Here is a 22,698-nt window from a genome sequence, read left to right on the forward strand (position 1 = left end):
TGGCGTGGCTCAGAACGTTGCCGGTGTATTCGTGTTCAGACGGGTGTGTCGTGCTGAGCGCGGATACGCCAGCGTTCTGTGTCACGCCACTGATGTTCGAGGAACTCGTGCACCACAGCGATCAGCGCCCTGGCCGCCGCGGCCGGGGCGCGGTCCGCCGGCCTCGCCAGCCCGATGGGCCAGCGCAGGTCGGCGCCGGTCACCTTCAGCGTGGTGACGCCTTTCGCGTCGCCGAGGATGTAGCTGGGCAGCAGCGCGATGCCCAGGCCGTTGCGGACGTAGTCGACGCCGGTGAAGATGTCGGACATCTCCAAGGTCACGCGCCGCGGCACCGCGCAGGCGGCGAACGCCCGGTCGGCCACCGCGCGGTTGCCGTAGCCCAGCGGTGAGTCGATGAAGTCCATGCCGGCCAGGTCGCCGAGGGACACCTCGGCCCTGGCGGCGAGCGGGTGGTCGTCCGGCACGACCAGGTCCATGACCGAGTGGGCCAGCGCGTCGAGGACGATCCCGTCCGGCACCTCTCCCGGCAACGACACGAAGGCGAGGTCGAGCCGGCGGTCCAGCAACTGCTCGACCAGTCCCACCGATCCCGCGGTCGCCGCACTCGTGCGCACCAGCACCCCGGGGTGGCGGCGGTGGAACTCGCCGAGGAGACCGGGCAGGTCGACCAGGGTCATCGCGGTCAGCGTGCCGACCCGCACGGTGCCCTTCAGCCCGCCCTGGACCTGCGCCACCGCGTCCCTCGCCTCGACCACGGCGTCCAGCACCGCCTGGGCCTTCGGCAGCAGCGCCTCCCCCGCGTCGGTGAGCAGGACGCGTTTGGAGTTGCGGTCGAGCAGCGCGGTGCCGAGCTCGCGTTCGAGGGTCTTGATCGCGGCCGAGACGGCGGACTGCACGACGTGCACGCGGGCGGCGGCACGGGTGAAGCTGCCCTCTTCCGCGACCGCGACGAAGTATTCGAGCTGACGGAGGTCCACACCAGCCAGTATCTCAGGAAGTGATGATCGTCAGCTTCAACTTTCGTTGGACGAGATGCTTCCTGGCCCGCAAGGTGGTGGCATGTCGTTGCTCCTCGATTCACCGGTCACCGAACGAGCCGCCGTCAGCAAGCGCCACGGGCGCGGTTTCTGGGCCGTCGCCGGCACGTTCCTCGTCGCGATGGCGTACTCGACCGTTCCCGCCCCGCTGTTCCCGCTCTACGTCGCCCGTGAGGGCTTCTCGACGTTCGCGATCACCGTCGTGTTCGCCGCCTTCGCCGTCGGCGTGGTGATCAGCCTCGTCCTCGCGGGCCACGTCTCGGACTGGGCAGGCCGCAAGACCGTCCTCATCCCCGCGCTGGGCCTGGAGATCGTGTCCGCGCTGCTCTTCCTGACCAGCACGTCGCTGCCGGTCCTGATCGTCGCCCGCGTGGTCAACGGCCTGGGCGTCGGCATGATCGCCGCGACCGCCACCGCCTACCTCTACGACCTGCACGCCCGGCACCGCCCCGGCGCCTCCCCGCGCCGGTTCGAGATCGTGTCGACCGCCGCGAACATCGGCGGCCTCGGCGTCGGCGCATTGGTCGCGGGCGTGCTCGCGCAGTACGCGCCCTCACCGCTGAGCACCCCGTACGTCGTGCTGGCCGTGCTGCTCGTGGTGAGCATCTCCGCGGTCGCCCTCACGCCGGAAACCGTTGCCCGCAAGCAGGTCCCCTACCGTCCACAACGGATCAGCGCCGACCACGGCGACCGCACAAGCTACCTCGCCGCGGCTCTGGGCGCGTTCGCCGCCTTCGCGGTGTTCGGCGTGTTCACGTCCGTCTCGCCGGGCTTCGTGGCGGGCGAACTGCACCACCCGTCGCGCCTGCTGGCCGGGCTCGTGGTGTTCCTCGTGTTCGGTGGCGCCGCGCTCGCGCAGACCGTGACGGGCGGGCTCTCGCCGACTGCCCGGCGCAGGCTCGGCCTGGGCGGGCAGGCGATGGGCGTGCTGCTGGTCGTGGCCGGGATGTACGCGACGAGCTTCCCGTTGTTCCTGATCGGCGGCGCGATCGCCGGTGTCGGCGCCGGTGTGCAGTTCAAGGCGTCGATCGGCGCGGTCACGGCGATGGCGGCGCCCGCGAAGCGCGGTGAGGCGCTGGCGAGCTTGTTCTTCATCGCCTACCTGGGCCTGAGCGTGCCGTCGCTGTCCATCGGGCTGGCGACGCGGTTCCTCGCCCCGGTCACGGTCATGACCTGGTTCGCCGCGATCCTGCTCTTGCTGCTCGCGGGAGTGGCGGCGCTCAGTCGACGATCACGGTGATCGGGTGCCGGGCGTCCTGGGAGCACAGGAAGACGTTGAGCACGCCGTCGTCTCCCAACAGCCACCCGGCGGGTTCGCCCGGTTCCTGCTCCTCGGTCGCCAGTCCCAGCGTCTGCCGCCACGGGGCGCCGCACTCGGAGCACTCCTGCTCGGGCCACTGGGTGTGGTACCAGGCAGTCCAGCCGCCGATCTTCGACCCCCTCGCGACATCCGGCCACTCGTCGTAGTCGCTGTAGTGGGACCCCGGTTCCTGCAAGAAGGAGAAGGTGCCGGCCAGCTCGGCCGGCAGGTCGTCGGGGGCCGGGTACTCGATGGTCCTCACCGGCGCGAACACCCTGCGCTGGAACGAGAACTCCGGGTCGGAGACCACCGGCACGGGCACCTCGCCGATCAGGTCGCCGACCTCGGCGGAAGAACGCCAGTGCAGGAGCACGCCGGGCCCGTTGACCTCGGCGTGGACCACTGTGCACAGGAAGACCTGCAGCAGGTCGGTGCCTTCCGGGAACGGCAGCTCCGGGAAGTCACGCCGGTAGAGCTGCACGGCGCCGACCCACGGCACCCGCACCATGGCCGCGGTCCCTGGCACGTTCTCCGAGGACTCGTGGGACCCGCCTTCGCACCACGGCCATGGCTCATCGGCGGGCCACAGCATCGGGCCGCCGATGTGGCTGTCCGCAGCGGTCGGCGAACCCGGCACCGGGTTCAGGACCACGACCGGCCGCGCCCACTCCTCGATGCCCGGGATGGGCTTGCCGTTGTCGGTGGGCGGTTTCGACTCAATCAACGTGCACCGCGATCGAGTGCCGGACGTCCTCGGCGCACGTGAAGACGTTCAGGTTGCCCTCACGGCCGAACACCCACTCCACGTCGTCCCCGGACGGTTCGTGCGTCGCGAGCGACAGCGTCTGGCGTTGAGCCGCACCGCAGTCCGCGCACTCGAACTCGATGGGCGCGCTCTGCCACCACGGCGTCCAGCCGCCGATCTTCGTGCCGCCGGAGACCTTCGACTCGCGCTCGGCGAACCGGATCGGTTCGAGCACGTTGACCGTGGGGACGTAGGCCTCCTCCTGCACGGACGGCTCCGGTTCCTCCTCGATCAGCTCGAACACCGTCGTGGAGTCACGCCACACCAGCCGCACGTCCGGGCCGTGGGCGTGCGGGAGGTCGTGGTGCAGCGTGCAGAGGAACACCTGGAGCAGGTCCGCGCCGTCCGGGAACGGCAGCTCCGGGAAGTCGCGCCGGTAGAGCTGCACGGCGCCGACGAACGGCTCGGCGCCGCTCGCGGGGTCGTGGGCAGCGCCGTCGCACGTGGGCCACGGCTCGTCGATCGGCCACAGCACCGGGCCGCCGATGTGGCTGTCGGCGTCCGTCGGATCGCCTTCGATGGGGTTCAGCAGCACGGCGGGCCTGGCCCGCTCAGCCTCGGTCGACACGAGCCGCAACACTAGTGGGGTAACGACAGCGGGCCCGGCGCCGACCCCGCAGGCATGAGGTTCTCGATCACAGCCGTACTCCTCGCCGTCCTCGCGGCGGGCTGCACCCCGGAGATCACCGGGTCCGGTTCCCCTTCGGACTCCGAGTCGCCCACCGCTCCGACGACTCCGACGACCCAGCCGGCGACCACCACCACGTCGGCCGCGGCCACCGCGCTGAACGGGGTGCCGCCAGAGCAGTACGAGAGCCTGCCCTCGCAGTACTGCGACAAGCTGTTCCTCGGAGCCCTCAGCAAGCCGATGCTGGCCGTCGTGGTGGAGACCCCGAAGGGCAGGCTGAACTGCGACCAGGCCGGAGCGGTGCTGTTCGACTACTACGCCGAGCGCCTGGAGCCGAAGACGGGACTGCCGCCGATCGAGGTCGGGTCGATGTCGTGCAACCAGGTCGCCGAAGGAATCCTGCCCCAGGTGGTGTGCGCCGACGAGGACAACGTCATCTACTCGATGTGGCCGCAGACCTGACGGTGACAGGGGTGGGCGGTTGATCCCGCCCACCCCGTGCCGTCAGTCCGTGCCGAACTCCATGGCCGCCGCGTCGAGCAGCTCGTCGGCCGCCGAGACCTCACCGCGCGAGGCGATGGCCTCCGCGCCGCCGTCCGGCACCTCGCCGATCAGCTGGGTCGGTTCCGGCAGGGCCGAGATGAGCGCCGACTGGCGGGTGCCGACCATGCCGAGGCTCGCGAAGAGCTCCAGCTTGGCGCGGGAGTCCGCGATGTCGAGGTTGCGCATGGTCAGCTGACCGATGCGGTCGACCGGGCCGAACGCCGAGTCCTCGGTGCGCTCCATCGACAGCTTGTCCGGGTGGTAGCTGAACGCCGGACCGGACGTGTCGAGGATCGAGTAGTCGTCGCCCCTGCGCAGCCGCAGCGTGACCTCGCCGGTGACGGCGGCGCCGACCCAGCGCTGCAGCGACTCGCGCAGCATCAGCGACTGCGGGTCGAGCCAGCGGCCCTCGTACAGCAGCCGGCCGAGCTTGCGGCCCTCGTTGTGGTACGCCGCGACGGTGTCCTCGTTGTGGATCGCGTTCACGAGGCGGTCGTAGGCGATGAAGAGCAACGCCATGCCGGGCGCCTCGTAGATGCCGCGGCTCTTGGCCTCGATGATGCGGTTCTCGATCTGGTCGGACATGCCGAGTCCGTGGCGGCCGCCGATGGCGTTCGCCTCCAGCACGAGGTCGACGGCGTCGTGGAACTCCTTGCCGTTGATCGTGACCGGGCGGCCCTGGTCGAAGCCGATGGTGACGTCCTCGGCCGCGATCTCGACCGACGGGTCCCAGAACTTGACGCCCATGATCGGCTCGACGATCTCGATGCCCTCGTTGAGCAGCTCGAGCGACTTGGCCTCGTGCGTCGCGCCCCAGATGTTCGCGTCGGTCGAGTACGCCTTCTCGACCGACGAGCGGTAGGGCAGGTCACGCTCCAGCAGCCACTCGGACATCTCCTTGCGGCCGCCGAGCTCCGTCACGAACGCGGCGTCGAGCCACGGCTTGTAGATCCGCAGCGACGGGTTCGCGAGCAGGCCGTAGCGGTAGAACCGCTCGATGTCGTTGCCCTTGTAGGTGGAGCCGTCGCCCCAGATCTGCACGTCGTCGTCGAGCATGGCGCGCACGAGCATGGTGCCCGTGACGGCACGCCCGAGCGGCGTCGTGTTGAAGTAGGCGCGGCCACCGGACCGGATGTGGAACGCGCCGCAGGCCAGCGCCGCGAGACCTTCCTCGACGAGCGCGGCACGGCAGTCGACGAGACGCGCGATCTCGGCACCGTACGTGCCAGCGCGACCGGGGACGGTCTCGATCTCGGGCTCGTCGTACTGCCCGATGTCCGCGGTGTACGTGCAGGGCACAGCGCCCTTCTCACGCATCCACGCGACAGCGACGGAGGTGTCGAGACCACCTGAGAAGGCGATGCCGACGCGTTCGCCGGCGGGAAGTGAAGTGAGCACCTTGGACACGTTGAGAATTATGCACGACGATGTATGAGCATGCACGCCGGGGTGGCTGTTAGTTGCGCCTCAACATCGTCACCGCAGCTCAGGGGGCCAGGTCGAGCTCGTCGGCCTTGGCCTGCATGCGCTGGATGCCGCCCTCGTGCTCCGTGGAGCGCATCGCCGTGATCGCCGCGTACAGGTGCGCACCCACGTACGGATCCTGCTCCTTGCGTTCGGAGACCTCGCCGAGGGTGGCGTTGTACATGGCGTCCGTCATCGCCGCGAGCAGTGCCCGTGCGCGCGGAGCGACACCCTTGGGCGCGGAGGCGTCGATGATCGGCGTGACCCGCTCCCACACCTCGTCCGGCGAGGCGGGCGGATACAGCTGGTTGAGGCCGAGCAGACCGTTCTCCAGCGCGCCCATCACGAGCCGGATCTCACCCTCGTCGTCGGGCAGCAGCCGTTCGACGGCCTCGGCGTCACGCAGGCGGTAGGCGATGGCGAGCCGCAGGCCGATGGCCTGGCTGCGATTCTTGCTCGCGGGCTCTTCGAACCACCATTGTTGTTGCGCGGTCCTGGGGAACATGTCCGCAGTGTGCGCTCTCGATCTCGATTCGGCCTGATGACTTAGGCAAGCCTAACCGAAGGTGTACGTTGCGGGCATGTCGCGTTACTCCGCCTTCGACCGGTTCACCCTCAAGGCCGCCACCAAGGCAGCCGAGATGATGATGGCCCCGGCGAACCGCCGCGAGGTCTTCGACCAGTTCGTCATGACCGTCACGGCGGTGACCGAACTCAGCGACCACATGCGCCGGATCACCTTCCACGCGCCGGAGTTCGCGTCGTTCGAGGCGACCGGCCCCGACGAGTACTTCGGCCTGCTGATGGCGACCGGCCGTGAACTGGTCATGCCGGCCGACGACCGCATCAACGTCCGCACGTCGTTGCGCGCGATGCCGGAGGACACGCGGCCGGACCTGCGTTGGTACACGGTCCGCGCGCACCGCCAGGCCGTGGCGGAGATCGACGTCGACTTCGTCGTGCACGGCGACGCAGGCCCCGGCACGCGCTGGGCGAGGCGCGCTATCACGGGCGACAAGGCCGGTTTCCGCGCGGGCGGCTCCGCCTACCTGCCACCCGCAGGCGGATCGGTGCTGCTCGTGGCCGACGAGACCGCACTGCCCGCCCTCGCCGCGATCCTCGAGGTCGAGACGCGGCCGGTGCACGTGTTCGCCGAGGTGCCGGACGAGTCCTACCGCGTCGACCTCGACGTGGAATGGGTGCTGCGCGGCGACGCCGAGCCGGGATCCGCCGTGCTGAAGGCGATCCAGGACAAGGCGCCGTCCACTGTGGAGTACGCATGGGCGTGCGGGGAGTCGGGGCTCGCCACCGGGGTGCGCCGGCACCTGGTCAAGGACCGCGGGGTGGACCGGAAAGCGATCATGTTCAGCGGGTACTGGAAGGTCGGCTCAGCCCGTATGTGAGACGCCGCTGAGCCGCGCCGTCCGCGTCACCACCGGATCGGACGGAACTCCTCGGGACACGTTCGGACTAGGCCCTGTCCTGCAAGTCTCATTCGCGATAGTCGCGGCCGAGGGCCCCGGAGGCGGTGCCGCCGCAAAGCCCGAATACGCCCGGTATGAGGGCATTGCGGCGGCACCGCCTCCGGGTCTCTCGACCGTGACTCTCATCGAACGGACTTGCAGGACAGGGCCTAGGTCCGCGGCAGGTGAACGTTGGGGAATCAACACCGGCCGCGGGGCCTGTCAATTTCCCGGTATGGCAAAGATTTGGCGAAGTACCTAGACGTGAACGTGGTTCATGTACCACCTTTTGCCTCGCAAGCCTCACCCCCTGCACCCCCGGAGGCCGCTGTTGAGGAAGAAACTCCTGTCCGCGCTCGCCGGAGCGCTGCTGATCACAGCACTGTTCCCCGGCATCGCGCTCGCTGACCCGCCCCGGGCCATCCCCGCCAACCACGAGGCGGCCGACGGCAAGTGGCAACCGGCGTTCGACTACGACGGTGACGGCTGCTACCCCACCCCGGCGATCTCGCCGGCCGGTGACATCGCACCCGGACTGAAGAACTCGGGCGCGCTGAACGGCAACTGCCACGACCGGTCCGACCTGGACAACACCAACTCCTACAGCCGTTCCAAGTGCAACAACGGCTGGTGCGCCTACCTGTACGACCTGTACTTCGAGAAGGACCAGGCCGTGCCGGGCTGGGACTGCTGCGGCCACCGCCACGACATCGAGCACGTGGTCGTCTGGGTGCAGAACGACGTCGCCCAGTACGTCTCGACGTCGGAGCACGGCAAGTACAAGACCCACCCGCGCGCCAACGTGCAGTGGGAAGGCACCCACCCGAAGATCATCTATCACAAGGACGGCGTCAGCACGCACTGCTTCCGCCTCGCGGGCGCGGGCGAGCAGGCGGAGAACCACTACGGGGTCTACCAGTACCCCGCCCTGGTCAGCTGGGACCGCTTCCCCGCAGGCGTGCGCGACAAGCTCGTGAACGCGAACTTCGGCAGCGCGTCCCTGGCGATCAAGGACAGCGGGTTCAACCACAACCTCGGTCAGGCCAAGCCGGCCGGGATCGCGTTCGACCCGAACGCGTAGCTCACTTCGCCACCCGGTCGAGCCACTCGGCCAAGAGGACCCGTTCCGCTGGAGACAGCACCAGGGGCGGGTCCTCTTCCAGTGCCGCCCTCAGCGCGATCGCCCGGCTCGGGATGTCCGTGGGCCCGTCCGGCGCGGTGTCCGTCGTGATCGCCCTGATGACCTGCTCGCGCGAGAACATGATGAGCCCCAGGTCGCGGTCCTCCTCCGGCGTCGCGAGCAACGCCAGCACCACGCCCATGCCCGCCGCGTGCACGAACTGCGCCGCCTGCTCCACCGGGACCGTCAGGCGGCCCGCCGCGGCGATGCGGCCGATGATCTCGCGGAGCATCGCGTCCGCCTCCAGCCGCGCCGCGCGCTTGCGCGGCTCGCCGTACATCAGCAGGTAGAACGCGGGCCGCGCCAGGCCGAAACCGATGTGCAGGTCCCACCCGCCGCGCAGGTCGTCGACGGGGTCACCGCCGACCCCCATCGCGTGCTTGGACTCGAGGTAGCCGGAGAAGCCGAACCCCGCCACGGCGTCGAGCAGCCCGTCCTTGTCGCCGAACAGCCGGTACAGCGTCGGCGCCTGCACTCCGGCGGCCGCGGCCACCGCGCGCGTGGACACCGCTTCCTTGCCGCCCTCGATCAGCAGGTCGGCCGCGGCCCTCACCAGACGCTCCCTCGTGTCCATGTATCGACGATAACACGCGACAGGTAGCGATGATTCGATATCGGTGATACGTTGTTTGAGGTAGCGACGGAAACAGCAGCTAGGAGCACTGACATGACTCGCGTTGCGATCGTCACCGGCGGATCGAGGGGCATCGGGCGGGCAGCCGCCGAACGCCTCGCCGCCGACGGAACGGCCGTTGTCGTCGTGTACGCCGGCAACAAGACCGCCGCCGACGAGGCCGTGGAGAAGATCAGGTCGAGCGGCGGCCAGGCCGTCGCCGCGCAGGCCGACGTCGGCGACGAGGAGGCCGTCACCGCCGCGTTCCAGCTGGCCGAGGAGACCTTCGGCGGCGTCGACGTCGTGGTGAACTCGGCGGGCGTCATGCCGCTCGGCACCGTGGCGGACATGGACCTCGACACGTTCGACCGCGTCATGCGCACCAACGCCCGCGGCACGTTCATCGTGAACCAGCAGGCCGCCCGCAGGCTGCGCGACGGTGGCGCGATCATCAACGTCTCGTCGTCCGTGGTGGGCCTGCGCTTCCCCCAGTACGGGGCTTACGCGATGTCCAAGGGCGGCGTCGAGGCGCTGACCCTGATCCTCGCCCGGGAGCTGCGCGGCCGCGACATCACCGTGAACACCGTCGCCCCCGGCCCCACGGCCACCGATCTGTTCCTCGACGGCAAGGACCAGGCGACCATCGACACCCTCGCGAAGCAGCCGCCGCTGGAGCGCCTCGGCTCGACCGGCGACATCGCGGAGGTCATCTCGTTCCTGGCCGGTCCCGCCCGCTGGATCAACGGCCAGACCATCCGCGCGAACGGAGGCATCATCTGATGGACAAGGTCATCGTCGTCACGGGAGCGTCCAGCGGCTTCGGCGCGCTGACGGTCCGCAGGCTCGCCCTGGCCGGCCACGCGGTCTACGCGGGCATGAGGGAGACGTCAGGCCGCAACCTGGCCGCCGTCGCGGACCTCGACGCGTTCGGGTCCGACAACAAGGCCGACGTGCACGCCGTCGAACTCGACGTGCAGTCGCAGGAGTCCGCGGACGCGGCCATCGAGTCGATCATCCGGGAGCAGGGCCGCCTGGACGTGGTCGTCCACAACGCGGGCCACATGGTCACCGGCCCCGCCGAGGCCTTCACACCGGAGCAGTACGCGGACCTGTACGACGTGAACGTCCTGGGCACCCAGCGCGTGAACCGCGCCGCCCTGCCGCACCTGCGAGGACAGCGTTCCGGCCACGTCGTGTGGGTCGGTTCGAGCTCGACACGCGGCGGCACTCCCCCGTACCTGGCCCCGTACTTCGCGGCCAAGGCGGCGATGGACGCGGTCGCCGTCTCCTACCGCGCCGAACTGCTGCGCTTCGGCATCGAGACCACGATCGTCGTGCCGGGCGCGTTCACCCACGGCACCAACCACTTCGCGCACAGCGGCACGCCCGCCGACACGTCCCGCGCCTCGGAGTACGAGGAGCTCTACCCCGGCCTGATGGACCAGGTCGGTGGCCGTCTCGCCGAGTTGGAGCCTTCATGGGCGGACGCCGGTGCCGTGGCCGACGCGATCGTGGACGTCGTCGGCGCGGCGAAGCCGCCGTTCCGGGTGCACGTCGACCCGTCGTCCGATGGCGCCGAGGTCGTCAACGCGGTGGCGGACCGGGTGCGCGGCGAGTTCCTGCGCCGGGTGGAACTGGCCGACCTGATCTAGTGCGACTAGCGGCTGCCCAGGAGCGCGGACACGGTCAGGAACCGGTAACCGCGCTCCTTCAGCCCGGTGATGACGGGCTTGAGCGCCTGCCGGGTCTGCTCCCTCGCCGCGTACATGGGGTGCAGCAGGATGATCGAGCCCGGCTTGGTCTGAGCGAGGGTCCGCTGGGTGATCTCCTGCGCGGTGGGAGTGCCCTCGGAGTCCGGTTCGACGTCCCACATGACGGTGGTGCGGTCGTGCTGCTGGAGGTAGCGCGGCAGGGCGAAGAGCTTCTTGCCGTTGGGCGGGCGGAAGTGGATGTCCCCGCTGTAGCCGGTCCTGCGGATCTGGGCGTCGGTGTCCTCGACCTCCTTCGCCACCGTGCTCGGGAGGACGCCGATCATGCGCTGGTGGTTGTAGGTGTGGTTGCCGATCTCGTGCTTCGCGTCCGCGATCCGCCTGCCGAGCTCCGGGTGCTTCTCGAGGTCGCGGCCCATGAGGAAGAACGTCGCGGGCACGTTCTCCGCTACGAGCAGGTCCAGGACCTGCTGGGCGCCTGCGGGGTCCGGTCCGTCGTCGAAGGTGAGGGCGACCACCTTCTCGGTGGTCTCGACGCGGTCGACCAGGTCGCCGAAGAACTGGAACGTGCGGGCGCTGCTGACGTTCCACAGCGAGATCGCGGCGACCAGCACCACGATGAGGCTTACCGCCGTGATGATCGTTGGCTTGCGGCGCAACCAGTTCATGCGCTCACTATGACCGCGGCGGACTTCCCGGTGCGCAGCACCCCGTCGTCCAGCGGCACGCACCGGATCCCGCCCTTGCGCCGCAGCGCCTTGAAAGCCCCCGGAGCGATGACCTGGTCCATCCAGGCACAGGGGTTCGCCGGCCGATGAACTTCGAACCGCACCGGCCCGTCCCCGCTGTCGAGGCTGAACACCGCACCACGCGGCAACGAGTCCACGTCGAACCCGCGCACGACGACGTTGCGGCGCGCCACCAGCGGGTCCACCGGCCATGCGTCAAGTGACTCGGCCGCGATGAACGTGACCGCCGCGTTGCGGTGGGCAGGGTGGTTGAAGTAGCGGTCACCGACGATGCCCAGCCGGGCCCTGATCTCCACCTGGGAGCGCGAGACAGGCCCGGGATCGGGACGAGGGCCGTCCGTCGGACGGCCCTCGAACGCGTGCACGGGTGAGACGTGCAGCGCGACGATCTCGATCAACGCTCGCCGAGCTGCCACTCCGGCCGCACGTAGTGGCACGTGTAGCCGTTCGGGTAGCGCTCCAGGTAGTCCTGGTGCTCCGGCTCGGCCAGCCAGAAGTCCGACTCCTGGGTGACCTCGGTGACGACCTTGCCCGGCCACTTGCCGGAGGCGTCGACCGCGGCGATGGTCTCCTCCGCGATCTTCTTCTGGGTGTCGTCGGTGTAGAAGATCGCCGAGCGGTAGCCCGCGCCGATGTCGTTGCCCTGGCGGTTGCGGGTCGACGGGTCGTGGATCTGGAAGAAGAACTCCAGGACCTGCCGGTAGCTCAGCAACGAAGGGTCGAACACGATCTCGATGGCCTCGGCGTGGTTGCCGTGGCGGCGGTACGTGGCGTTCGGCGTGCTGGGGTCGCCGGTGTAACCGACGCGCGTGGAGACGACGCCGGGGTGGCGGCGGAACAGGTCCTGCATGCCCCAGAAACAGCCGCCCGCGAGAACAGCCTTCTCCGTCACTGTGTCACTCCTCTTCTCGGGTGTTCACTCAGGAGAACGTTCGGTCTTCCCCGGTTCATCCCCGTCAGGTTGTGACGTAACCATTACGGACCTGGATTCGATGACTTCGCCCAGGTAGCGCATGACGACGGCCACGGCGGCGGCGACCGGGACGGAGAAGAACGCCCCCGCGATGCCGTAGAGCGACGTGCCGGCCGTGACGACGAGCAGGACGACCGCCGCGTGCAGGCGCAGGCCGCGCGACTGCAGGATGGGCTGCAGCACGTTGCCCTCGACCTGCTGCACCACGACGACGATGATCAGCATGATGATGGCCGTGGTCAGGCCGTTGCTGACGAGCGCGACCAGCACGGCCAGGGCGCCGGCGATGAACGCGCCGATGATCGGGATGAAGCCGCCGAGGAACGTCAGCGCGGCCAGCGGCACCGCCAGCGGTACGCCGAGGATGAGCAGGCCCACGCCGATGAACACGGCGTCGATCAGCGAGACGATGGCCTGGCTGCGGATGAAGCTGCCGAGCGTGACCCAGATCCGCTCCAGCACCGTCGTGACGTGCGCGCCGGCGCGCTCACCGATCAGCCCGCGCACCCACGGCGTGAACCGCATGCCGTCCTTGACGAAGAAGAAGGCCAGCAGCAACGCCACAAGCCCGGTCACCAGGCCCGACGTCACCGCGCCCGCTCCGGTCAGCAGCCCACCGGCGATCGACCCGATGCTGGACTTGATCTGCTCGACGCCCTGCGAGATGAGCCGGTCGAGATCCGTGTCGCGCAGGTTGAACGGTGGCCCGGAGGCCCAGTCCTGCAGCTGGGTGACGGCCTTCTGCGCGCTCTGCGCGATCTCCGGCACGCCGGACGCGATCGACGACGAGATCGCCGCGATGACCCCGCCCAGCACGCCGAGCCCGACGAGCAGCACGATCGTCGCCGCCAGGGCCGAGTTGAGGCCCTTCGACATCATCCACCGCGCCGGCGGCCACAGCACCGTCGTGATCAGCAGGGCGAGCAGCACGGGCATGACGACCACCCACAGCTTCCCGACCAGCCAGAAGACCATCCAGAAGCCGAGTGCGGCCAGCGCCGTCCGCAAACTCCACCGCGCGAGCCAGCTCACGCCGTGCCCGATGGCCTCACCCTTGTCCGCCCACCTGCGATCCCGTTCCACGCCCACAGTGTGTCGTTACCCGCACCGAACGGGTGGCAGACATGCCGTTTCGTTAGCCGCGCCCCCAGAACGCGTCCTCCTCCGCCGGGTCGGCCGTGAACAGCCACACCTCGACGACCTTCCCGCCGTCGACGCGCATCACGTCGATCCCGGCACCGTCCATCTCCGCCCCGGAGCGCTTGCCGGTCCAGTGCACGGGAGCCGCCACGACATCGCCGTTCACCATCAGCGGGGCGCTGCGCTTCAGGGAGAAGGTGCCCTCGGACACGGACATCATGCCGCCGATCATCGCCCCGACGGCTTCACTGCCGCGGTGCACGCCCGAGAACTGGTTGCCGCCTGGCTGGTGCCACACCACGTCGTCCGCGAACTGAGCTGCGACGGTGGCGAAGTCGCCGACCTCCAAGGCCTCGAAGTAGGTGGTGGCGACGGCGAGCGGGGTGGTCATGGGTTTCTCCGTTCGTTGCGGTTGACCTATGCTCACCAAAAGTAACTAATTACCTCAACGTAACTAATGGACGGATGTGTGCCATGTCACAGACCATGCCGGACTGGAACGTGCTGATGGCCACCTGTCCGTCTCGCAAGAGCCTGGCGCGCATCGCGAACAAGTGGACGGCCATGGCGGTGTCGGTGCTGGGCAACGGGCGCACGCGGTTCGGCGACCTCAAGGCGCAGCTCGACGGCATCAGCGGCAAGGTGCTGACCGAGACGCTGCGGGACCTCGAACGCGACGGGCTCGTCACGCGGCACGTGTACGCCGAGGTGCCGCCGCGGGTCGAGTACGAACTGACGGAGCTCGGGTTCACGCTGTACGAGCCGCTGCTCGCGCTGTGCCGGTGGGCCGAGGAGCACATCGCCGAGGTGCTGGTGAACCGCGAGGCGTACGACGCGCGCTAGCGCGAAGGTGTTCGACCGGGCGTGAGCACGCCGTCGACGTCCGGCGCGACGGAGCCGCGGATCAGGTTCCGCACGACGGGCAGGCCGGACAGCCGGAACGCCAGGTCGCGCACCGAGATCCACCACGCGGACGAGGGCGCCATCCAGCCGATGAACCGCCGCCCGAACTCCTGGGTGTGCGCCACGGCAGGCTTCATCCGGTCCTGGTAGCGATCGAGAGCGCCCTCGGCGCCCGCGGAGAGCTCTTCCACCAGCACGCAGGCGCCGGTCATCGCGAGTGAGGCCCCGTGGCCGGCGAACAGCGACACTGCCCCGCACGCGTCGCCCACGAGCACGACCTTGCCGCGATGCCACAGCTGCATGTCCACTTGGGAGACCTCGTCGTAGTAGACGTCCTCCGGCACGGCGGAGAGCAGCGCGGGCGCGACCCAGCCGAGGTCACCGAATCGCTCCCGCAGCGCCGAGGCCGGATCGGCGGGCAGTTCGGGAGAGGTGGACCGGTAGAGCATCAACGCGGCCATCGACCCGTCCCGCACGGCGTAGCAGCCGATCATCCGATGCGGCACGGTCAGCATCTGGTAGCGGTGGCCGATTCGCGCGCTCAGCTCCACGTCCCGCAACGAGAACGCCGCGGTGTGGTGCCCCAGATACCGCACGAACGACGACGACGGCCCGAACACCAGCTCCCGCACCCGCGAGTGCACGCCATCGGCACCGACGACCAGGTCGAACTCGTCCGAGGACCCGTCCGAGAACGTTGCCCTGCCGCCGTCACTGAGAGCGGAAACCGTTGTGCCATAACGGATCGGCGCGCGCAGGTCGTCGCGGATCACCGAGGCCAGGTCGCCGCGCAACAGGCTGATCACCCCGTCCGCGACCGCCTCGTAGGCGGAGGCGGAGATCTCCGCACGCCGACGCCCGGAGGAGTCCACGCTGGTCACCGACGAGATCGGCGCCCGCCGCGCCTCCAGCGCGGGCAGCAGCCCCATCCGCCGCGCCACCTCGTGACCAGGCCCGAAGAAATCGATCATGTAGCCGCCCGCGCGGAACGACGGCGCCTTCTCCACCACCGAGACGTCCCACCCGGCGCGCTCCAGCCACCACGCGGTCGTGAGCCCGGCGATCCCCGCTCCCACGACCAGCGCACGTTGTTGGGCATTCGACTTAGGCATTTGCCCAATCTAGCATCACGGGTGCGGCCGGCGACTGCTCCGCCCGCTCGTCCAGAACCAGAGACCGGCCACGACCAGCGCCAGCACGCCCAGCCCGAGCGCGCCGTCGGGGATGTCGCCGTCGTCCTGCCGCAACGGCTGGGAGTACTGCGGACTCTGCTGAACGGCCTGACCGGAAGGGGTGGGCGCGATCGAGGACGGCTGTGCGACCAACGCCAGCGGAATCGCCTCGGTGTCGTTGAAGTCGACCATCCCGGTGGCTTCGAGCACCGTCATGTGGTCGAGCACGGTGTCCATGCAGACCTTGGCGTAGTCGCGGATCGCGGTGTTGCGCGTGCCGGTGCGCACGGAAGCGAGGAACTTGTAGACACCGCCGTGCGCTGCCCTGAGGCGATTCGCGAACACGCGGTCGAACTCGGGGCTGCGCGCGGGCGCGGCCGTCATCTCGTCCAGCCAGCCCTGCTGCGCCTCACTGGGCCGCGTCGGCAGCTGCACGCCGAACGTGCGGGCGAGCACGGCGGTGCGCCGGTCCAGGTCGGCGTGCCCGTCGATGAGGTGCCGGCCGGCCTCCTGGACCTTCGGGTTGGCCGACTTCTCGAGCCCCATCCGCCCGGCGGGACCCTCCCACAGGCCCGCGAGGGCCACCTTCTCCAGCAGGTCCCGACCGGCCGGACCCATCGGCCCGAACTGGGTCTGCACATAGTCAGGCCCCAGATCCTGCTGCGCGAACGCGGGCTGCGCTCCGAGCGACAACGCCAGCAAAGCGACGAGGAGTATCCGCATGACGAGAGGTACGGACAGACGTCGACCCGCTGACCGTTGCACAGTGCAATGTTTATCGTTTCGTTACCGAAGCCGGGCCCTGTAGAACTAGGCGGGTGAGCGACATCGACGACCTGACCGACGCGGTCCTCACCGCGTCCCGCCTGCTGGTGGCCGTGTCGGCCCGGTCGCTCGCGGCCGTCGAGGAGACGCTCACGCTGCCGCAGCTCAGGATGGTCGTCCTGCTCGACGGCCGCGGCCCGATGAGCCTCACAGCACTCGCCGACCTGCTGGAGGTCAACCCGTCCACGGCCAAGCGCATGATCGACCGCCTGATCACGTCCGGGATGGTCGACCGCGCCCCGAACCCCGCCTCGAAACGCGAGGTCGTGGTCGTCGCGAGCCGGGAGGGCAGCCGGGTCGTGACCGAGGTGATGTCGCGCCGGCGGGCCGAGATCAGCACGATCGTCGCCCGCATGCCGGAGCACCTGCGGCACGGCCTGGTCGAGGCGCTGACGGCGTTCGCCGAGGCCGGCGGCGAGCCGCGCTGGTCAGCCCGCGACGAGGCGCCGGAACGGACCCGCGGCCACGCGGAAGTCGACTGACGAGTCCAGCGCGCGGTGCAGCACCAGGCCGTCGATGGCCGCGCTCAGCAACAACGCCACCGCGTCGGCGTCCTGCACGCCCGAGTCCCGCAACCACCCGGCGACCTGGGCCCGGAAGTCCACGACCAGCGCCGACAACGCGTCCCGCAGCCCGGGCAGCCGGTGCGCGGCCAGGAACGCCTCCGCCAGCAGCAACGACTCGGGATCCGTGCCGGTGAAGCGGGACAGGTCCTCGAAGATCCGCTCGACGCCCTCGGCCGGCGACACCGTCGCCAGCGCCTGCGCCGACTCGGCCAGCGCGCGCGAGGCGAACTGCAGCGCGGCCGTCGACAGCAGTTCGGGCACCGACGAGAAGTGGTAGTGCACGAGCGCGGCGTTGACGCCCGCCCGTTCGGCGACCAGCCGCGTGGTCACCGCACCCCAGCCGACCTCGCCCACGAGCTGTGCGGCGGCGTCGATCAGTTGTTCACGGGTGCGGCGACCGCGGTCGGCTGACTTGGGCACGTGCTCAACTTAGCTTTCGGCCTTCTTCGTGAACGCCTCGAGCACCTCGGACCAGCCGCCGGTGTTGTCCTGCAGAGCCTTCGCGCGCAGCTCGTCCGAGCCCGCGAGCTGCGAGAACCCGCTCTCCACGACCTTGAGCCGAGTCGCCTCACCCTCGGGCACGAGGGTGAACTCGACCAGCGTCGTGTTGTCCGCGCTCAGCTCCTGCCCGCCGAACGCGCTGGCCCAGCGGTAGGACACGTACGTCTGCGGCGTCACGGTCTCGACCCGCACCGGGAAGTCGCCGTACTGCTCGTTCTCGCAGAGGGTCGTCTCCCCCTCGACCGCGGTGCCGGACGGCTGGGAGGCCACCCAGAACCCCGGCTCGGTCACCAGCTGCCAGACCCGCGCCAGTGGTGCTTCGATCAGGGTCTCGCGTTCGATCCGGTCCACGCTCACGACAACTCCCAGGTCCGCCAATAAGTGCAACCCCAGAGTTGCACATCCCCCCGAGGATGCGCAACCCCAGGGTTGCATGTCTCTCCCGCGCCCCGAACGGCGGGAGATGGGCCTAGGGGTGGCCGCCCAGCGAGTCCACGACCGCGGAGGTCACCGCGTAGGAGCTTCGAACGGTGCCCTTCTCCAGACCGCCCATGTCCTCGGGCAGGTCCTCGGCCACGGTCGACCGGCCACCGATGAAGTCGCCGTTCTCCGGGTCGATGATGATCTCGCTGAAGTCCTCGCCCTGCTTGATGCCGAGCGCGACGCCTTCCTTGCCGTCGAGGTTGGCCTTCTTGTCCGTGACGACCAGTCCCGGCACCAGCGCGACCGCCCGGAAGATGTTCGCCCGCACGTCGGCGGGGTACTGACCCGACTGCAGAGCCCGGCGAGCCGACGCCAGCACGCCCGCGTCGCCGGTCCCGTCCTCGTCCTTCAACCTGGCGTAGAGCTCCTTCGGATCCTTCGGCAGCGACGCGATGAACTCCGGCGTGGGGTTGTGGAGCGAGCCGGCGGTGCACCGGTCGGGCTGCCCTTGGGCGAAGTAGGAGTAGTTGCCGCACTTGGCGCGGAACTCCTGGCCGTCCTTGAACGACGTGCCGGGGTCCGGCGCGCCGTCGCCCTCGTGGCCGTCCAGCCACTTCGAAGAGTTGATCTTGTTCCGGAACAACCACTCGTCGCGGCGGTCGGCGGGAAGCCACTCCTCCTGGACCAGGTCGACCTCCGAGGCGTTCCCGGAACCGAGCTCCACGGTGATGCCCGCGGAGCGGGTGCGCACGTACCGGAACTGGCCGGGAGCGAGAGGCCGTTCGACGACACGGGACGCCAGGTCGGCGGCCTTGGTCAGCTCCTCGGCGGCGTTCACCGGGTTGCTGCCGACGCCGGTGAGGTCGACGGTCGACGCGGCCAGGCCACCGCCGGTCAGCACGGCCACGGCGGCAGCGGCGGCGAGCCAGCGAACCCGCTTGCGCGGCCGGTGCTCGACGGCGATCGGCTCGGCCACTTCGGCGCGTGCCTTCAGAGCTGCGGCCAGGGCGTTCTTGCCGGCGGCCCCGTCGAAGTGGACGGGCTCGTCACCGGCACGCGACAGCGCGGCGTCGAGCACTCGGTCGAGGGTCTCGGGCTTGGTGGGCTCAGACATGGCTGTCCTCGGTGAAGTCGTGGTCGGTCGCGGCGAGACGGGTGCGCAGCCGTGCCCGGCCGCGGTGCAGGCGAGTGCGAACGGTGGCCACCGGGACGTCGAGCGCCACGGCGATCTCCGCGGGCGAGAAGTCCGCCCACGCGTGCAGCAGCAGCACTTCACGTTCCTCGATGCGCAGTTCGGCGAGCCAGGAGGTGAGCGGCCCGGCGAGCAGCCCGGCGTCCGCCGCGGCGCTCACCCGGTCGCCGATGTCGGCCTCGTCGGTGCGGGCCGCGTACTCCTTGCTCCACGCCCGCAGCTTGCGTTCCTCGGCACGGACGTGGCCGCGCAACAGGTTCGTCGCCACCCCGTAGAGCCACGCCCGCACGGCGTCGGCGTCGTAGGCCTGCCCGGCGCGCTGGTCCCAGAGCACCAGGAACGCCTCCGACACCACGTCCTGCGCGGTGTCGGCGCCGACCCGCCTGGCCACGTAGCGGTGCAACCGCTCGGCCGTCGATTCGTAGAGCTCCAGCAGCGCGGACTCGTCCAGCACGGCCGGCCTCACTTCCGGTGTCAGCGCCATCGGCGCCGCTTGGGTTCGCACAGACCTACCTGGTCGCAGCCCCCCGGAGCGTTCCCGACGTGTGCTCACCGCCACATCGTGCGGCAGCCGGTCAGATTTCGCGCGGGTACGGGTGCCGGGCGGCGAACTCGGCCGCGGTCATCCCGAACAGCACCACGTCGTGGTGACGGCCGGCGAAGAACTCGTGGTCGCGCAGCCTGCCCTCCTCGGTGAAGCCGAGCTTGCGGTGCAACGCGATCGACGCCTCGTTGAACCCCCACACGCTCGCCTCGCACTTGTGGAACCGCCGCTCGCCGAACATGAAGTTCAGCAGCAGCCGCACGGCTTCCGTCGCGTAGCCGCGTCCTTTGTGGTCGGTGCCGATCGAGATCCCGTACGTGAACCGGCCGGCGCGGTAGTCGACCGCGTCGGTCGCCAACATCCCGACGAGCGCGGCCTCGGCCAGCGACTCGACCCCGAGCATCATCGTGTCGTTCTCGGGTGTCCCGAGCGCGGTCTTCTGCGCCCACTCCCGCTGCCGGGCTCCTGATCGTGGCGGGTGGACGCGGTCTGCCCTGCGCATGTCCCCGGTGTTCGCGTCGAACCGCTGGAAGCTCTCCCAGTCCTCCGGTTCGACGCCGCGCAGCCGGACGAGTTCTCCTACCCAGGCAGAGGTCATCGCATGATCGAACGACCACCCGATCGTGTCTGGCAAGCGGATTACTACTATCGCCCGATGACCGCCTACGACGATCTCGAGCTCGACACGACGGTGCTGCCGGAGCGCCAGCAGGCGATCCTGGTCGCCATCCGCGACTGGGTCGTCGAGCACGGCTACTCCCCCAGCACGCGCGAGATCGGCGAGGCCGTCGGCCTGAAGTCGTCCTCCAGCGTCTCCCGGCACCTGACGGCGTTGGAGGACAAGGGTTTCCTCAAGCGCGGCGGCTCGGTGACGCGGCCGATGGACGTGCGGGTCTTCCTGAGCGGCGCGCCGATGGCGCCGGGAACTCTCTCCGGGGACTCGATCTCGGTGCCGGTCGTCGGTGACATCGCCGCCGGTGCGCCGATCTCCGCCGTCGAGCACGTGGACGAGGTGCTGCACCTGCCGCGCGGCCTGGTCGGCCGGGGCAGCAACGTCTTCGCGCTGCGCGTGCGCGGCGACTCGATGGTCGACGCCGCGATCTGCGACGGCGACACGGTCGTGGTGCGGCAGACGCACGAGGCGTACAACGGGCAGATCGTCGCCGCGATGATCGAGGAGGAGGCGACGGTCAAGGTGTACCAGCGCAAGGGCGGCCACGTGTACCTGGAGCCGCGCAACGCCGAGTACCCGGTGCTCGACGGCGACAAGGCCGTCATCCTCGGCATCGTCGTGTCGGTGCTCCGGAGCGTCTGAGGAGTCGGCGGTCCACTCAGGACAGATCGCTCAGAGGACGCCCCAGTCGCGTGACCGCAGGTGCTCCGCGACGGCGTCGGTGGCCGGCGTGGTCGTGCCGCGGGTGACGACGTAGAGGGTGTTGAGCGGGGGCACCTCCGGGTGGTGCAGCTGTTCGACCGAGCCGGCAGCGAGCGCGGGTTCGGCGAGGTAGCGCGGCAGCGCGGACACGCCCGCCCCGGCGATCACCGCGGCCAGCACGGCGCGCAGGTCGGGCACGGTGACGGCGACGGTGTTCGCCGGGCGGGTGCCGAACTCGCTGCGCCAGTAGCGGCGGACGATCGGCAGGTCGCCGTCGTAGGCGACGAGCGGCAGGTGTTCGAGGGCTCGCGCGGGGTCCGTGGCCAGCACGTCCTGGTCCACGGTCCTGGCCAGCAACGGCGGCCCGACCAGCAGGAACTCCTCGTCGGTGAACGGTGTGGCGGTGAACCCGGCGGCAGGGCGCACAGACGACAGGACCACGTCGAGCTTCGCGGCCCGGAGCGCGGCCAGCAGGTCAGCGGCCAGGCCGAACGTCACCTCGAAGCGAAGGCCCCTGCGGGTCAGCGGGGCGAGTGCGGGCAGGCCTCGCACGGTCATGAACTCCGCCGCTCCCCCGATCCGGACCGTGCCTTCGAGGGTTCCGCCGGGGTCGAGCGCGGTGCGGAGCTGGTCGACGTGCTGGCCGACGCGGCGGGCCAGGTCGTCGGCACGGGGTGTGGGAGTGACCCCGCGGCCGCCCCGCACGAACAGCGGTTCGCCTAGCTCCTTCTCCAACTTGGCGAGCTGGCCGCTGACCGCGGGCTGGGTGAGCCCCCGCCTGGCAGCCGCGCTGGTGAGCGAGCCGCCCCGGTAGATCTCCAGGAACGTCGCCAGCAGGTCCAGGTCCGTCAACCTCGCAGCCATAACTCATCTTATAGCTCATTCGTCGCGTTCTCCGGATCTGTGATGTCCTGGTCGGCATGAAGAAGCTGCTGATGGTCGTGTCCGGCGCCGACTCGCTCACCCTGGCGGACGGCTCGGCCCACCCCACGGGGTTCTGGGCGGAGGAGGTCGTCGAGTCCGTGCGCGTGCTGCGCGAAGCCGGTGTCGAGGTGACGGTCGCGACGCCGGGCGGGGTTGTGCCGACCGTGGACAAGGCGAGCCTCGACGGCAAGTTCGATGAAGCCGTCGCCTCGCTGGAGGACCTGCGCGCACCGGCCGCGCTGTCCGATGTGGACGCTGCCGGTTACGACGCGATCTACCTGCCGGGCGGGCACGGCCCGATGGCGGACCTGGCGTTCGACGCGGCGCTGGGCGCGTTGCTGGCGGAGTTCTACGACGGCGGCAAGCTCGTCGCGGCGCTGTGCCACGGACCGGCCGGACTGCTCGGCGCGGTCCGCGAGGACGGCACGTTCGTGTTCGCGGGCAAGGAGATGGCGGTGTTCAGCGACGAGGAGGAGCGCCAGGGAGGCCTGGCCGTCCCCTACTCGGTCGCCGGCCGGCTGGCCGATCTGGGCGCGCGGCTCGCGCCGGGTGAGCCGTGGTCGAGCACGGTGGTCGTGGACGGCCGGCTCGTGACGGGTCAGAACCCGCAGTCCACCGTGGCCACCGCCACGCGGGTCGCCGAACTGCTCGCCTGACGCAGACGCGCTG

General features: G+C 69.9%; 29 protein-coding genes. 10 read left to right on the plus strand and 19 right to left on the minus strand.

Annotated elements, in window-relative coordinates; genetic code table 11:
• Positions 1 to 35 precede the first annotated feature (35 nt).
• The gene (locus tag DFR72_RS04245) at positions 36 to 977 is read right to left on the minus strand and encodes a LysR family transcriptional regulator (protein WP_090063942.1); all 942 of its coding nucleotides are present in this window, start codon (positions 975 to 977) and stop codon (positions 36 to 38) included.
• 82 nt (positions 978 to 1,059) lie between these two features.
• Here DFR72_RS04245 and DFR72_RS04250 point away from each other — a divergent pair, with 82 nt between their 5' ends.
• A complete protein-coding gene (locus DFR72_RS04250; RefSeq protein WP_090063941.1) occupies positions 1,060 to 2,277 on the plus strand; it encodes an MFS transporter in 1,218 nt (405 codons plus the stop codon).
• On the opposite strand, the gene DFR72_RS04255 is transcribed toward DFR72_RS04250, so the two are convergent.
• A complete protein-coding gene (locus DFR72_RS04255) occupies positions 2,258 to 3,061 on the minus strand; it encodes a hypothetical protein (protein ID WP_090063940.1) in 804 nt (267 codons plus the stop codon). The two genes, DFR72_RS04250 and DFR72_RS04255, sit on opposite strands and share 20 nt — an antisense overlap.
• A complete protein-coding gene (locus tag DFR72_RS04260) occupies positions 3,054 to 3,710 on the minus strand; it encodes a YwqG family protein (protein WP_090064522.1) in 657 nt (218 codons plus the stop codon). The genes DFR72_RS04255 and DFR72_RS04260 overlap by 8 nt, the downstream gene beginning before the upstream one ends.
• 54 nt (positions 3,711 to 3,764) lie before the next feature.
• Here DFR72_RS04260 and DFR72_RS04265 point away from each other — a divergent pair, with 54 nt between their 5' ends.
• On the plus strand, positions 3,765 to 4,232 hold the full coding sequence (locus DFR72_RS04265) for a hypothetical protein (RefSeq protein WP_090063939.1): 468 nt from the start codon (positions 3,765 to 3,767) through the stop codon (positions 4,230 to 4,232).
• A gap of 42 nt (positions 4,233 to 4,274) precedes the next feature.
• On the opposite strand, the gene argG is transcribed toward DFR72_RS04265, so the two are convergent.
• Both argG and DFR72_RS04275 read right to left on the minus strand, forming a co-directional pair.
• Positions 4,275 to 5,720, minus strand: coding sequence for an argininosuccinate synthase (argG, locus tag DFR72_RS04270; RefSeq protein ID WP_090063938.1), 1,446 nt, complete (start codon positions 5,718 to 5,720; stop codon positions 4,275 to 4,277).
• A 79-nt stretch (positions 5,721 to 5,799) separates the two neighbouring features.
• Positions 5,800 to 6,282: a hypothetical protein gene (locus tag DFR72_RS04275; RefSeq protein WP_090063937.1), complete on the minus strand. Its 483-nt coding sequence runs from the start codon at positions 6,280 to 6,282 to the stop codon at positions 5,800 to 5,802.
• Between the two features lie 76 nt (positions 6,283 to 6,358).
• On the opposite strand from DFR72_RS04275, the gene DFR72_RS04280 reads away from it, so the two are divergent.
• Both DFR72_RS04280 and DFR72_RS04285 read left to right on the plus strand, forming a co-directional pair.
• The gene (locus tag DFR72_RS04280) at positions 6,359 to 7,180 is read left to right on the plus strand and encodes a siderophore-interacting protein (RefSeq protein ID WP_211335295.1); all 822 of its coding nucleotides are present in this window, start codon (positions 6,359 to 6,361) and stop codon (positions 7,178 to 7,180) included.
• Between the two features lie 391 nt (positions 7,181 to 7,571).
• The gene (locus DFR72_RS04285) at positions 7,572 to 8,321 is read left to right on the plus strand and encodes an NPP1 family protein (protein WP_245982512.1); all 750 of its coding nucleotides are present in this window, start codon (positions 7,572 to 7,574) and stop codon (positions 8,319 to 8,321) included.
• A gap of 1 nt (position 8,322) precedes the next feature.
• Here the strand turns inward: DFR72_RS04285 and DFR72_RS04290 are convergent, their stop codons facing one another.
• Positions 8,323 to 8,994, minus strand: coding sequence for a TetR/AcrR family transcriptional regulator (locus DFR72_RS04290; RefSeq protein WP_090063935.1), 672 nt, complete (start codon positions 8,992 to 8,994; stop codon positions 8,323 to 8,325).
• A gap of 93 nt (positions 8,995 to 9,087) precedes the next feature.
• Between DFR72_RS04290 and DFR72_RS04295 the strand changes: the two genes are divergently transcribed.
• A complete protein-coding gene (locus DFR72_RS04295; protein ID WP_090063934.1) occupies positions 9,088 to 9,813 on the plus strand; it encodes an SDR family oxidoreductase in 726 nt (241 codons plus the stop codon).
• Complete coding sequence (locus DFR72_RS04300; RefSeq protein WP_211335296.1) at positions 9,813 to 10,685, plus strand: SDR family oxidoreductase; 873 nt, start codon at positions 9,813 to 9,815, stop codon at positions 10,683 to 10,685. Before DFR72_RS04295 ends, DFR72_RS04300 begins: the two co-directional genes overlap by 1 nt.
• A gap of 5 nt (positions 10,686 to 10,690) precedes the next feature.
• Here the strand turns inward: DFR72_RS04300 and DFR72_RS04305 are convergent, their stop codons facing one another.
• From DFR72_RS04305 to DFR72_RS04325, 5 genes are read right to left on the minus strand one after another with little or no spacing between them, the layout of a single operon-like run.
• Positions 10,691 to 11,410: a polysaccharide deacetylase family protein gene (locus DFR72_RS04305; protein ID WP_090063932.1), complete on the minus strand. Its 720-nt coding sequence runs from the start codon at positions 11,408 to 11,410 to the stop codon at positions 10,691 to 10,693.
• Positions 11,407 to 11,907: an MOSC domain-containing protein gene (locus DFR72_RS04310; protein ID WP_090063931.1), complete on the minus strand. Its 501-nt coding sequence runs from the start codon at positions 11,905 to 11,907 to the stop codon at positions 11,407 to 11,409. Before DFR72_RS04310 ends, DFR72_RS04305 begins: the two co-directional genes overlap by 4 nt.
• Positions 11,886 to 12,383: a peptide-methionine (S)-S-oxide reductase MsrA gene (gene msrA / locus DFR72_RS04315; protein WP_090063930.1), complete on the minus strand. Its 498-nt coding sequence runs from the start codon at positions 12,381 to 12,383 to the stop codon at positions 11,886 to 11,888. Before msrA ends, DFR72_RS04310 begins: the two co-directional genes overlap by 22 nt.
• Before the next feature lie 24 nt (positions 12,384 to 12,407).
• Positions 12,408 to 13,547 (minus strand): AI-2E family transporter, encoded by a 1,140-nt coding sequence (locus DFR72_RS04320; RefSeq protein ID WP_090064520.1) that lies wholly within the window; start codon positions 13,545 to 13,547, stop codon positions 12,408 to 12,410.
• Between the two features lie 52 nt (positions 13,548 to 13,599).
• Positions 13,600 to 13,995, minus strand: coding sequence for a nuclear transport factor 2 family protein (locus tag DFR72_RS04325; protein ID WP_090063929.1), 396 nt, complete (start codon positions 13,993 to 13,995; stop codon positions 13,600 to 13,602).
• A gap of 83 nt (positions 13,996 to 14,078) precedes the next feature.
• Here DFR72_RS04325 and DFR72_RS04330 point away from each other — a divergent pair, with 83 nt between their 5' ends.
• Positions 14,079 to 14,447: a winged helix-turn-helix transcriptional regulator gene (locus DFR72_RS04330; RefSeq protein WP_090063928.1), complete on the plus strand. Its 369-nt coding sequence runs from the start codon at positions 14,079 to 14,081 to the stop codon at positions 14,445 to 14,447.
• Here the strand turns inward: DFR72_RS04330 and DFR72_RS04335 are convergent.
• Both DFR72_RS04335 and DFR72_RS04340 read right to left on the minus strand, forming a co-directional pair.
• A complete protein-coding gene (locus DFR72_RS04335) occupies positions 14,444 to 15,619 on the minus strand; it encodes an FAD-dependent oxidoreductase (RefSeq protein WP_090063927.1) in 1,176 nt (391 codons plus the stop codon). The two genes, DFR72_RS04330 and DFR72_RS04335, sit on opposite strands and share 4 nt — an antisense overlap.
• A 15-nt stretch (positions 15,620 to 15,634) precedes the next feature.
• Positions 15,635 to 16,402, minus strand: a complete 768-nt coding sequence (locus DFR72_RS04340; protein WP_090063926.1) for a DUF4142 domain-containing protein — start codon at positions 16,400 to 16,402, stop codon at positions 15,635 to 15,637.
• Positions 16,403 to 16,497: 95 nt separating this feature from the next.
• Here DFR72_RS04340 and DFR72_RS04345 point away from each other — a divergent pair, with 95 nt between their 5' ends.
• On the plus strand, positions 16,498 to 16,986 hold the full coding sequence (locus DFR72_RS04345; RefSeq protein ID WP_090063925.1) for a MarR family winged helix-turn-helix transcriptional regulator: 489 nt from the start codon (positions 16,498 to 16,500) through the stop codon (positions 16,984 to 16,986).
• Here the strand turns inward: DFR72_RS04345 and DFR72_RS04350 are convergent.
• The 5 genes from DFR72_RS04350 to DFR72_RS04370 form a co-directional block, all read right to left on the minus strand.
• Positions 16,933 to 17,490 carry a TetR/AcrR family transcriptional regulator gene (locus tag DFR72_RS04350; protein ID WP_090063924.1) on the minus strand — a complete coding sequence of 186 codons (558 nt, stop codon included), beginning with the start codon at positions 17,488 to 17,490 and terminating at the stop codon, positions 16,933 to 16,935. The two genes, DFR72_RS04345 and DFR72_RS04350, sit on opposite strands and share 54 nt — an antisense overlap.
• A gap of 9 nt (positions 17,491 to 17,499) precedes the next feature.
• Positions 17,500 to 17,928, minus strand: coding sequence for an SRPBCC domain-containing protein (locus DFR72_RS04355; protein WP_090063923.1), 429 nt, complete (start codon positions 17,926 to 17,928; stop codon positions 17,500 to 17,502).
• A gap of 112 nt (positions 17,929 to 18,040) precedes the next feature.
• Positions 18,041 to 19,108, minus strand: a complete 1,068-nt coding sequence (locus DFR72_RS04360; RefSeq protein WP_090063922.1) for a CU044_5270 family protein — start codon at positions 19,106 to 19,108, stop codon at positions 18,041 to 18,043.
• On the minus strand, positions 19,101 to 19,691 hold the full coding sequence (locus DFR72_RS04365) for an RNA polymerase sigma factor (RefSeq protein ID WP_143086648.1): 591 nt from the start codon (positions 19,689 to 19,691) through the stop codon (positions 19,101 to 19,103). Before DFR72_RS04365 ends, DFR72_RS04360 begins: the two co-directional genes overlap by 8 nt.
• A gap of 70 nt (positions 19,692 to 19,761) precedes the next feature.
• Positions 19,762 to 20,328: a GNAT family N-acetyltransferase gene (locus DFR72_RS04370; RefSeq protein ID WP_090063920.1), complete on the minus strand. Its 567-nt coding sequence runs from the start codon at positions 20,326 to 20,328 to the stop codon at positions 19,762 to 19,764.
• Positions 20,329 to 20,385: 57 nt separating this feature from the next.
• On the opposite strand from DFR72_RS04370, the gene lexA reads away from it, so the two are divergent.
• Positions 20,386 to 21,045, plus strand: a complete 660-nt coding sequence (lexA, locus tag DFR72_RS04375; protein WP_090063919.1) for a transcriptional repressor LexA — start codon at positions 20,386 to 20,388, stop codon at positions 21,043 to 21,045.
• A 30-nt stretch (positions 21,046 to 21,075) separates the two neighbouring features.
• Here lexA and DFR72_RS04380 read toward each other — a convergent pair whose 3' ends face one another.
• Entirely contained in the window at positions 21,076 to 21,969 is an 894-nt protein-coding gene (locus tag DFR72_RS04380; protein ID WP_245982513.1) for a LysR family transcriptional regulator, read from the minus strand.
• 56 nt (positions 21,970 to 22,025) lie between these two features.
• Here DFR72_RS04380 and DFR72_RS04385 point away from each other — a divergent pair, with 56 nt between their 5' ends.
• A complete protein-coding gene (locus DFR72_RS04385) occupies positions 22,026 to 22,685 on the plus strand; it encodes a type 1 glutamine amidotransferase domain-containing protein (protein ID WP_090063918.1) in 660 nt (219 codons plus the stop codon).
• Positions 22,686 to 22,698 lie beyond the last annotated feature (13 nt).

This window comes from Lentzea flaviverrucosa (assembly GCF_003350445.1).
GTDB classification, from domain to species: domain Bacteria; phylum Actinomycetota; class Actinomycetes; order Mycobacteriales; family Pseudonocardiaceae; genus Lentzea; species Lentzea californiensis.

Bases quoted from the DNA above. Each gene is read 5' to 3' on its own strand.
- DFR72_RS04250 (WP_090063941.1), top strand. From the start codon at position 1,060: ATGTCGTTGCTCCTCGATTCACCGGTCACCGAACGAGCCGCCGTCAGC.
- DFR72_RS04265 (WP_090063939.1), top strand. From the start codon at position 3,765: ATGAGGTTCTCGATCACAGCCGTACTCCTCGCCGTCCTCGCGGCGGGC.
- DFR72_RS04275 (WP_090063937.1), bottom strand. From the start codon at position 6,282: ATGTTCCCCAGGACCGCGCAACAACAATGGTGGTTCGAAGAGCCCGCG.
- DFR72_RS04280 (WP_211335295.1), top strand. From the start codon at position 6,359: ATGTCGCGTTACTCCGCCTTCGACCGGTTCACCCTCAAGGCCGCCACC.
- DFR72_RS04290 (WP_090063935.1), bottom strand. From the start codon at position 8,994: ATGGACACGAGGGAGCGTCTGGTGAGGGCCGCGGCCGACCTGCTGATC.
- DFR72_RS04295 (WP_090063934.1), top strand. From the start codon at position 9,088: ATGACTCGCGTTGCGATCGTCACCGGCGGATCGAGGGGCATCGGGCGG.
- DFR72_RS04300 (WP_211335296.1), top strand. From the start codon at position 9,813: ATGGACAAGGTCATCGTCGTCACGGGAGCGTCCAGCGGCTTCGGCGCG.
- DFR72_RS04305 (WP_090063932.1), bottom strand. From the start codon at position 11,410: ATGAACTGGTTGCGCCGCAAGCCAACGATCATCACGGCGGTAAGCCTC.
- DFR72_RS04325 (WP_090063929.1), bottom strand. From the start codon at position 13,995: ATGACCACCCCGCTCGCCGTCGCCACCACCTACTTCGAGGCCTTGGAG.
- DFR72_RS04330 (WP_090063928.1), top strand. From the start codon at position 14,079: ATGTCACAGACCATGCCGGACTGGAACGTGCTGATGGCCACCTGTCCG.
- DFR72_RS04335 (WP_090063927.1), bottom strand. From the start codon at position 15,619: ATGCCTAAGTCGAATGCCCAACAACGTGCGCTGGTCGTGGGAGCGGGG.
- DFR72_RS04340 (WP_090063926.1), bottom strand. From the start codon at position 16,402: ATGCGGATACTCCTCGTCGCTTTGCTGGCGTTGTCGCTCGGAGCGCAG.
- DFR72_RS04360 (WP_090063922.1), bottom strand. From the start codon at position 19,108: ATGTCTGAGCCCACCAAGCCCGAGACCCTCGACCGAGTGCTCGACGCC.
- DFR72_RS04370 (WP_090063920.1), bottom strand. From the start codon at position 20,328: ATGACCTCTGCCTGGGTAGGAGAACTCGTCCGGCTGCGCGGCGTCGAA.
- lexA (WP_090063919.1), top strand. From the start codon at position 20,386: ATGACCGCCTACGACGATCTCGAGCTCGACACGACGGTGCTGCCGGAG.
- DFR72_RS04380 (WP_245982513.1), bottom strand. From the start codon at position 21,969: ATGGCTGCGAGGTTGACGGACCTGGACCTGCTGGCGACGTTCCTGGAG.
- DFR72_RS04385 (WP_090063918.1), top strand. From the start codon at position 22,026: ATGAAGAAGCTGCTGATGGTCGTGTCCGGCGCCGACTCGCTCACCCTG.